This is a genomic window from Micromonospora sp. ATLC20, assembly GCF_057196585.1.
In genome coordinates, this window is record NZ_JBXUOV010000218.1 from 1 (window position 1) to 8,576 (window position 8,576).

Below are 8,576 nucleotides of genomic sequence, written 5' to 3' on the forward strand. Positions count from 1 at the left end.
GGCGTGAGCGGGCCGGCACCGGGCCGCGGGGTGACCGCACCGCGACGCCGCCGAGGCCGCGTGGCGCCGGGCGGGCGGACCGGAACGAGCCCCGGCCCGGGGAGATCTGGTGGGCCGACGTGCCCTACGCCGACGGGACCGGTTCGAAGGTGCGCCCCTGCCTTGTGCTGCGCGTCGACGGCCGGGACGCCGAGGTACTGAAGATCACCAGCCAGGACAAGTCGGACCGGGACGACCACCTGCCGATCCCGACCCGGGACTGGGATCCGGGCGCCGACCACGACAGCTACCTCGACGTGAGCGAGCCGATCCCGGTGTCGCTGAGCGCGTTCGCCGACCGGGCCGGCACCTGCGACCCGGACCTGTGGCGTGGCGTCCGCCGGCTGGGCCACCTCACCGGCTGACCCCGGCGGCGTCCGCACCTCAGCGCGGCGCCTCCCCGTCGAACGCGGCGGCGAGCGCGGTGAGCTGGCCCGCGTACTCGATCCGGCCGGCCCACCCGGCGGGCCAGGCGGCCGTGCCGTACGCGGCGCCGACGAACGCGCCGGCCAGCGCGGCGATGGAGTCCGAGTCACCGGCCGTGGTGGCACCACGGGCCAGCGCGCCGACCGGGTCGTCGCGGTGGCGCAGCGCGCAGAGCAGCGCGGTGGCGAGCGCCTCCTCGGCGATCCACCCCTCGCCGGTGAGTCGGCACGGGTCGCCGCCGTCGTCCGGGCGGGCCAGCGCCGCCTCCAGCCGGCCGAGCACGTACAGGCAGTCGTCCCAGCCCCGGGCGACGAACTCGGCCGCGCTGCTCTCGCCGGGCCGCTGCCACAGGTCACCGAGCCAGTCGTCCCGGTAGACGGTGCGCTGCTCCCGGGCCCGATCGGTGAGCAGGCCGGGCAGTTCCGGCAGCGCCGCGCCGTCGCGCAGCAGACGCACCGCGTACGCGGTCAGCTCGCTCGCCGCCAGCCCGGTCGGGTGGCCGTGGGTCAGGCCGGCCTGGAGCTGGGCCAGCCCGGCCATCGTGTCCAGGTCGACGTCGAGCAGCCCGACCGGGGTGACGCGCATGTTCGCGCCGCAGCCCTTCGAACCGGCGACCGTGGCCTGCTGCCAGCGGGCACCCCGGGCCAGCTCGGCGCAGGCCCGCAGGCAGGTCATGCCCGGGGCGCGGTTGTTCTCCGGGCTGACCGACCAGTCGACGAAGCGCTGCCGCAGCAGCGGCTCCACCACCTCGGCCGTGTACGCGGGCGCGTCGTGCAGCGCCCACGCCACGGCGAGCGCCATCTGGGTGTCGTCGGTGACCAGGGCCGGGTCACCGGTCAGCTCACGCGGACCGCCCGGACCGTAGCGCCGGACGATCTCGGTGACGGTGAGGAACTCGGTCGGCTTGCCCAGGGCGTCGCCGTAGGCCAGGCCGAACAGCGAACCGGCGGCGCGGCCGGTGGCGGTGGAGGCGGTCACGGTGGCGATCATGCCCCCACCCCGCAAGCCGCGGAAGATCAGTCCCAGCAGAGGCAGAACGGGTGGCCGACCGGGTCGGCGTAGACCCGGAAGCCCTCCCCCTCACCCGGCAGCCGCCGTGCGCCGAGCGCCAGCACCGCCTTTTCGGCCGCCTCGATGTCGTCGACGCTCACGTCGAGGTGGAACTGCTGCGGCCGGGCCGGATCGGGCCAGTCGGGGGTGCGCAGGCCGGGCGCCCGTTGCAAGGCCACCCGCGGCTGATGCCCGGGTGGGCCGCCGAGCACCACCCACTCGTCGCCGTCGGAGTTCTCCTCCACCACGGGCAGGCCGAGCAGCTCGGAGTAGAAGGCGGCGAGCGCGCGCGGATCGGGACAGTCGATCACCGTGGAACGCAGTCGTCCAATCATGCCGGTCATCGTGCCCGGCGGGTACGACGGAAAAACGTCAGTCCTCGGCGAGCCGCCGGCCCGCGTCGCGGCAGGCGGTGAGCACCGCGCGGGCGTACGCCGGGGTGGCGCCGGCCAGGCCGCACGCGGGAGTGACCACCACCTGCTCGGCCAGCCGGCGGCGGGGGAAGCCGAGCTGGTCCCAGACCCGCCGCACCCGGTCGGCGACCTGGGCCGACGTCGGCGCCCGGCCGGACGGCGGCGGCAGCGTCGGCGCGGCGCCGGCCAGCAGCCCGAGCCCGGCGTCGATCGCCTCGCCGAGCGGGTCGAGGTCGGTGACCAGCGACAGGTCGAGCGCGACGCCCACCGCGCCGGCCGAGCGGATCAGCTCCAGCGGTACGTCCGGCGCGCAGCAGTGCACGATCGCCGGTACGCCGGCCGCCTCGATCACGTCGCGCAGCAGCGCCCGCGCCACCTCGGTCTCCACCGGACGGTGGGTGCCGAAGCCGCTCTCGGTGGGCACCCGCCCGGCCAGCACGGTCGGCAGGGACGGCTCGTCGAGCTGGAGCAGCACCGAGGCGCGGGGCAGCCGCCGGGCGACCGCCTCGACGTGCCCGCGCAACCCTTCGCCGAGCGAGCCGGCGAGGTCGCGTACCGCGCCCGGGTCGCGCAGCATCCGGCCGCCGATCGGCAGCTCCAGCGCGGCGGCCAGGGTGAACGGGCCGGCCGCCTGGACCTTCACCGGGCCGGCGTACTCCTCGGCCTGCTCGGCGAGCTGGTCCAGGTCGCGTTCCATCAGGTCGCGGGCGCGGCGCAGGTCACGGCCGGGGCGCGGGGCGATCCGCCAGCGGGCCGCGTACAGCTCGACGGGCAGTTCGACGAGCAGGCCGGCGGTGCGGCCGACCAGGTCCGCACCCGGTCCCCGGGCGGGCAGCTCGGGCAGGTGCGGCAGGGCGGGCAGTTCGCCGAGCACGATCCGCTGCGCCTCGGCGATGTCGGTGCCGGGCAGCGACCCGATGCCGGTCGCCGCACCGGTGGGCCAGGGCCACGCCTGCTCAGTCACGGCCGCAGCCTATCCGCTGCCGGTACGAGGTCAGGCGGCGGTGATGGTGGCGGAGCCGAGGACCACGTCGCCGGCCGGGTCCGGCCGGTAGGCCACGATCGCCTGGCCGGCGGCGACACCCCGGACCGGGCGGCGCAGCGACGCGCGCAGGCCGTCGGCGTCCACCTCGACGGCGGCCGGCACCACGTCGCCGTGCGCCCGCAGCTGCACCTCACACTCGACCGGCCCGTCCGGGCGCGGCCCGCCGGTCCACACCGGGCGGGTCGCGCGGACGTCGGAGACCTCCAGCGCCTCGGCCGGGCCTACTGTCACCGTGTTCGTGGTCGGGGTGATGGACAGCACGTAGCGGGGCCGGCCGTCCGGCGCCGGACGGTCCAGGTGCAGGCCGCGCCGCTGCCCGACGGTGTACTGGTAGGCGCCGCTGTGGCTGCCCACCACCGCGCCGGTGAGCGCGTCCACCACCTGGCCCGGCGCCTCGCCGAGCCGCTCGGCGAGGAAGCCGCGGGTGTCGCCGTCGGCGATGAAGCAGATGTCGTGCGAGTCCGGCTTGTCGGCCACGGCGAGGCCGCGCCGGGCGGCCTCCGCGCGCACCTCGGCCTTCGTCGAGTCACCGAGCGGGAAGATCGACCGGTCGAGCTGCGCGCGGGTCAGCACCGCCAGCACGTACGACTGGTCCTTGGCCGCGTCAACGCTGCGCCGCAGCAGGCCGTCGGCGCCGAGCCGGGCGTGGTGGCCGGTCACCACCGCGTCGAAGCCCAGGGCCACGGCCCGGTCCAGCACCGCCGCGAACTTGATCTTCTCGTTGCAGCGCAGGCAGGGATTCGGGGTACGCCCGGCGGCGTACTCGGCCACGAAGTCGTCCACCACGTCGTCGTGGAACCGGTCGGCCATGTCCCACACGTAGAACGGGATGCCGAGCACGTCGGCGGCGCGCCGGGCGTCCCGGGAGTCCTCCAGCGTGCAGCAGCCGCGAGCACCGGTGCGGTACGTCTGCGGGTTACGGGCCAGCGCCAGGTGCACGCCCGTCACGTCGTGCCCGGCCTCCACCGCCCGCGCCGCCGCGACGGCGGAGTCCACCCCGCCCGACATCGCCGCCAGAACCCTCACCGGCCCACTCCCCTCGTCCTCACCGAGGGTATCCGGGTCAGCGGGGCGTACGGAGGGCGGCCGCGCGGCGGGCCCGCTCCACCGCCGCCGGGAGCGCGGCGATCAGCGCGTCCACGTCCGCGCCGGTGCTCGTGTGGCCGAGCGTGAAGCGCAGCGAGGACCGGGCCCGGTCGTCGTCGGCGCCCATCGCCAGCAGGACGTGCGAGGGCTGGGCCACGCCGGCCGAGCAGGCCGACCCGGTCGAGCAGGCGATGCCCTGGGCGTCCAGGAGCAGCAGCAGCGCGTCCCCCTCGCAGCCGGGGAAGGAGAAGTGCGCGTTGCCGGGGAGCCGGTCGGCCGGGTCACCGTTGAAGATCACCTCGGGGACGGCCTGCCGGACCCGCTCGACCAGCTCGTCGCGGAGCGCGGCGACGCGGGCCGCGTACTCCTGCTGGCCCTTCACCGCGGCCTCGACGGCGACCGCGAACGCGACGATGCCCGCGGTGTCGAGCGTCCCGGAGCGCACGTCGCGTTCCTGGCCGCCGCCGTGCAGCAGCGGGGTGGCCGGGACGTCGCGGGCCAGCAGCAGCGCGCCCACGCCGGTCGGGCCGCCGAGCTTGTGCCCGGTCACGGTGAGCGCCGACACGCCGCTGGCGGCGAAGTCGACAGGTACCTGCCCGACCGCCTGGATGGCGTCGGTGTGGAACGGCACCCCGTGCTCGGCGGCGACGGCGGCCAGCTCGGCCACCGGCTGGACGGTGCCCACCTCGTTGTTCGCCCACATGGCGGTGACCACCGCGACGCGCTCGCCGTGCTCGGCCAGCTCGGCGCGCAGGCGTTCCGGGTCGAGCCGCCCGGCCGCGTCGACCGGGAGCCAGCCGGCCTCCGCGCTTTCGTGCTCGACCAGCCAGTCCACCGCGTCGAGCACGGCATGGTGCTCGACTGCGCTGGAGACGACCCGGACCCGCTCGGCCCGGGCGTCGCGGCGGGCCCAGAAGACGCCCTTCACGGCGAGGTTGTCGCTCTCCGTGCCGCCGCCGGTGAAGATCACCTCGGAGGGGCGGGCACCGAGCGCGGCGGCCACCCGCTCGCGGGACTCCTCCACCCGTCGCCGGGCCCGGCGACCCGCCGCGTGCAACGACGACGCGTTGCCCACCTCGCGGGCGACGGCGACGTACGCCTCGAGTGCCTCGTCCAGCATCGGGGTCGTCGCCGCGTGATCAAGGTATGCCATCACGGTTCAGCCTAACGGCCTGCGTACCCGGCGCCGGGGGCCGGACCGCCCCGTCCCACCCGGGGCGGTCCGGCCGCTCACGCGGAACGCCCGTGATCACGCGGGAACGGCTGTGATCACGATGTTGTCCCGGTAGCTGCGGGTCTTCGCGTCGAACGGCCCGCCGCAGGTGATCAGCGTGAGACGGGGCTTCCCGTCGCGGGCGAAGTACCGCTCCAGCGGGATCTTCGACTTCCGGTACTCCTCCCGGGCCACCACCCGGTAGGCGCGCTCGCGGCCGTCCGAGCCGGTGGCGGTCAGCTCGTCCCCCTGGCCCAGCTCACGCAGCCGGAAGAACGCCCCCTTGCCCTGCTCGGCGCTGTCCACGTGCCCGGCGATCACCACCGAGCCGGCGCCGGCCTCCAGGCCGGGGCCGTAGCGGTACCAGCCGACCTGGTCCACGCTGGGCGGCACCTCGAACTCGTCGGTGCGCTCGTTGACGCCCACCGGGTTCACGGTGGCGGTGACCCGGATCGGCGGGATGCTCAGCTTCACCGGCGGCACGATCTCGCTGCCGGCCGGCAGCGTCCCCGGGTTCACCGGGACCGAACCGCCGCCGGTCGCCGCCGGTGTCGGCGTGGGCGTGGCGCTGGCCAGGGCCGTCACCTCGTCGCCGCCGACGTCCTCGGCGGGCTCGGATCCGCACGCCACCACTGTCGCCAGGATGAGCGCGGCGGCGCCGGCGGCCATCGCCGCCAGCGCCCCGCGGTTGCGCACCGTCACCGGCGACCGGCCCGGGCGGTTGCCGCCACCCGCGCCCCGCCGCCGACCAGGAGCAGCACGCCGGCCCCGGCCAGCACGTACCACCAGGTGTCCACGCCGGTGCCGGCCTGGCCGCCGGTGCCGCTGGGCACGCCGCCCGGCGCCGAGTGCAGGCCGTTGATGGTCTGGGCGACCACGCTCAGGTTCTTCGCCTCGGCCGAGCCGATCGCGTAGACGATGGTGGCGGTGCCCTCCTTCAGGTTCAGGTCGGCCGGGCCGATGGCGACGGTGTCGGTGCCGGCGAGCACCACGTCCGCCTTGACCGAGCCGGCGGCCACGTCCGCCTTCGCCTCCTTCGGGTTGGTCAGGCCCTCGAAGACCGGCTTGCCGCCGGCCCGCACGTCGACGGCCGGGGCGGCGGCGGTGTGCCGGACGATCAGCCGGGCCTTGCCGGCGCCCACCTTGGACACGTCGTTGACGAACGGGGTGATCTGCGGCTCGCCGGCGGCGCTCAGGTGGGCGGCGAGGCTGATGTTCGCCCCGCCCGGCACCTTCGCGTCGTCCACCTTCAGGATCGCCTTGTCGACCGCCTCGCCCGGCTTGGTCAGGGCGATGTCGTACTCCCCCTCGGGCAGGGTGAGCGGGCCGGCCACGTCGCCGGGCTTGAAGTTGTTCAGCGTCTTCTCGCCGTTGACGTACACGTCGACCGGGGTGTCCGGGATGCCGTGGACCACGGAGACCTTCGACGAGGCGGCGTAGGCCGGGCTCATGGTGGCGGCGCCGACGCCGGCGAAGGTGAGGGCGGCCACCGCGCCGCCCGCGGCGACCCGACGGAACATCGCGTACTGCATTGTCTGCCTCCTGGTGGTTGGTGCTGATTCGTCAGGCCTGGCTTGCAGAACGGGTTACGCCGGCTCCGTCTCCCCCGGATGCGCCCGGATCCGATTTCTTTTTCCCGTCTCCGGGCGCATCCGCCGGACCCTCCGGCGACGAAGGAGAGGTGACGAGGGTCGTGACCGACACACCGGGAGAGTGGGGCGAGGGCTGTGGGAGTTACAGTCGGGCATGCCCCACGGAAGGCGAGCCGCCCGGTGACGGCGGCCAGGCAGGGCCCCGAACCGCCGGGCGAGGACGACCTCGCCACCCGGTTCCGCGACGGCGACGAGGCGGCCCTGCGAGAGGCGTACGACAGGTACGGGCGAGTGGTGCTGCACCTGGCCACCACGACGCTTGTGAACCGCAGTGACGCCGAGGACGTGACCCAGGCGACGTTCGTCGCCGCCTGGCTCGGCCGGGAGACGTTCGACCCGGCGAAAGGCTCACTGGTCGGCTGGCTGCTCGGAATCGGGCGGCGCAAGGTGGTCGACCGGATCCGGGCCTCGGCCCGGGAGACCCGGGTGGTCGAGACGGTGAAGCAACTGCCGGAGCCGGTCTCCACCGGCCCCGACCCGGACACGGTGGTCGACCGGCTGGTGGTCGCCGACGAGCTGGCCCGGCTCCCCGACGAGCAGCGCCGGATGCTGGAGCTGGCGTTCTACGACGACCTGACACACCAGCAGATCGCGGCGGTGACCGGAGTGCCGCTCGGCACCGTCAAGAGTCACATCAGACGCGGCATGCAGAGCCTGAAACGCAGATGGGAGGTGGACGGTGCAGCACCTGGACCACGACCGGCTGGTCTTTCTGGCGCTCGGTGAGAGCGAGGCGGCTGACGGCGAGGCCACCCATCTGGACACCTGCGACCACTGCCGGGGCGAGATGGAGTCGCTCCAGCACGTCGCCGGGCTCGGCGCGGGCACCCAGGGCCTGGCCGAGCTGCCCGACCCGCCGGAGCACATCTGGCAGGGCATCGTGGCCGAGATCCGGGCCGCCGAGGAGCTGCCGGCGTTGACCGATCGGCGCCTGCCGCGCCCGGCCGACCCGGTGGAGCCGGCCGCCGTACCCGTCGTGGCACGTCGTCCGCGGCGGAGCCGGCGCTGGCCGGGGTGGGCGACCACGGCGGTCACCGCCACCGCCGCCGCGGTGATCGGCGTGGCCGGTACGGCCGCGGTGCTCGGCGGTGGCGGCGGCGAGCCGGCCGATCCGCAGCCGTCGGTGGTGGCCAGCGCGCCGCTCGCCGCGTTCGGTGCGACGCCGAAGGACGCCTCCGGCGACGCCCGGGTGCTCGGTGACAACCGGTTGCATCTGCACGTGGCGAATCTCCCGAGCGTTCCGGGGTACTACGAGGTCTGGCTGATCGATCCGAACACGATGAAGATGTTCTCCGTGGGTACGCTGAGCAACGGATCAGGGGACGCGCTCCTGCCGATCCCCCCGAACGTCGACCTGCGTACCTACACCGTGGTCGACGTCAGCGCGGAGCAGTACGACAACAAGCCCGCCCACTCCGGCGACAGCCTGCTGAGGGGCACCCTGACGGGCTGATCGGCGGGCCGGCTCAGCTCCCCGGCCCGCCGATCAGCTCCCTACGAGAAAAGGCCGCCGCCCGGTGCACCGGGCGGCGGCCTTCTTTCACGCGACGCTCACTTGCGCTTGCGGATCTCCTCGGCGGCCTGCGGGACGACCTTGAACAGGTCGCCGACCACGCCGTAGTCGGCCAGCTCGAAGATCGGCGCCTCGGCGT

The 8,576-nt window shown here is 75.0% G+C and carries 10 protein-coding genes and 1 pseudogene; 3 read left to right on the forward strand and 8 right to left on the reverse strand.

Translation table 11 applies throughout. The features are described 5' to 3' along the window. Positions 1–404 (forward strand): type II toxin-antitoxin system PemK/MazF family toxin (locus tag AC2CHG_RS27855; RefSeq protein WP_484525910.1); only part of this gene is annotated, 404 nt, incomplete at its 5' end. A gap of 19 nt (positions 405–423) precedes the next feature. On the opposite strand, the gene AC2CHG_RS27860 is transcribed toward AC2CHG_RS27855, so the two are convergent. The 7 genes from AC2CHG_RS27860 to AC2CHG_RS27890 form a co-directional block, all read right to left on the reverse strand. Next, on the reverse strand, positions 424–1,455 hold the full coding sequence (locus AC2CHG_RS27860; protein ID WP_402812024.1) for an ADP-ribosylglycohydrolase family protein: 1,032 nt from the start codon (positions 1,453–1,455) through the stop codon (positions 424–426). 26 nt (positions 1,456–1,481) lie between these two features. Next, positions 1,482–1,850, reverse strand: coding sequence for a VOC family protein (locus AC2CHG_RS27865; RefSeq protein ID WP_030270144.1), 369 nt, complete (start codon positions 1,848–1,850; stop codon positions 1,482–1,484). Positions 1,851–1,887: 37 nt separating this feature from the next. Then, positions 1,888–2,892, reverse strand: a complete 1,005-nt coding sequence (locus AC2CHG_RS27870) for a uroporphyrinogen decarboxylase/cobalamine-independent methonine synthase family protein (RefSeq protein WP_484525911.1) — start codon at positions 2,890–2,892, stop codon at positions 1,888–1,890. A 30-nt stretch (positions 2,893–2,922) separates the two neighbouring features. Beyond that, positions 2,923–3,999 (reverse strand): tRNA 2-thiouridine(34) synthase MnmA, encoded by a 1,077-nt coding sequence (gene mnmA / locus AC2CHG_RS27875; RefSeq protein ID WP_013284461.1) that lies wholly within the window; start codon positions 3,997–3,999, stop codon positions 2,923–2,925. A 37-nt stretch (positions 4,000–4,036) separates the two neighbouring features. Next, positions 4,037–5,212, reverse strand: coding sequence for a cysteine desulfurase family protein (locus AC2CHG_RS27880; RefSeq protein WP_402812030.1), 1,176 nt, complete (start codon positions 5,210–5,212; stop codon positions 4,037–4,039). Positions 5,213–5,308: 96 nt separating this feature from the next. Then, complete coding sequence (locus AC2CHG_RS27885; RefSeq protein WP_262014701.1) at positions 5,309–5,974, reverse strand: class F sortase; 666 nt, start codon at positions 5,972–5,974, stop codon at positions 5,309–5,311. Beyond that, positions 5,971–6,804 carry a DUF4397 domain-containing protein gene (locus tag AC2CHG_RS27890; RefSeq protein WP_262014700.1) on the reverse strand — a complete coding sequence of 278 codons (834 nt, stop codon included), beginning with the start codon at positions 6,802–6,804 and terminating at the stop codon, positions 5,971–5,973. The genes AC2CHG_RS27885 and AC2CHG_RS27890 overlap by 4 nt, the downstream gene beginning before the upstream one ends. 240 nt (positions 6,805–7,044) lie before the next feature. Here AC2CHG_RS27890 and AC2CHG_RS27895 point away from each other — a divergent pair, with 240 nt between their 5' ends. Both AC2CHG_RS27895 and AC2CHG_RS27900 read left to right on the forward strand, forming a co-directional pair. Then, positions 7,045–7,650: an RNA polymerase sigma factor gene (locus AC2CHG_RS27895; protein ID WP_484525912.1), complete on the forward strand. Its 606-nt coding sequence runs from the start codon at positions 7,045–7,047 to the stop codon at positions 7,648–7,650. Further along, a complete protein-coding gene (locus AC2CHG_RS27900) occupies positions 7,604–8,377 on the forward strand; it encodes an anti-sigma factor (protein ID WP_355507477.1) in 774 nt (257 codons plus the stop codon). The genes AC2CHG_RS27895 and AC2CHG_RS27900 overlap by 47 nt, the downstream gene beginning before the upstream one ends. 98 nt (positions 8,378–8,475) lie before the next feature. Here the strand turns inward: AC2CHG_RS27900 and AC2CHG_RS27905 are convergent. Continuing rightward, positions 8,476–8,576 (reverse strand): annotated as a pseudogene (locus AC2CHG_RS27905) (electron transfer flavoprotein subunit alpha/FixB family protein); the annotation flags it as partial.

Coding starts and splice junctions, on each gene's coding strand:
- AC2CHG_RS27860 (WP_402812024.1), bottom strand. CDS start 1,455: ATGATCGCCACCGTGACCGCCTCCACCGCCACCGGCCGCGCCGCCGGT.
- AC2CHG_RS27890 (WP_262014700.1), bottom strand. CDS start 6,804: ATGCAGTACGCGATGTTCCGTCGGGTCGCCGCGGGCGGCGCGGTGGCC.
- AC2CHG_RS27880 (WP_402812030.1), bottom strand. CDS start 5,212: ATGGCATACCTTGATCACGCGGCGACGACCCCGATGCTGGACGAGGCA.
- AC2CHG_RS27865 (WP_030270144.1), bottom strand. CDS start 1,850: ATGATTGGACGACTGCGTTCCACGGTGATCGACTGTCCCGATCCGCGC.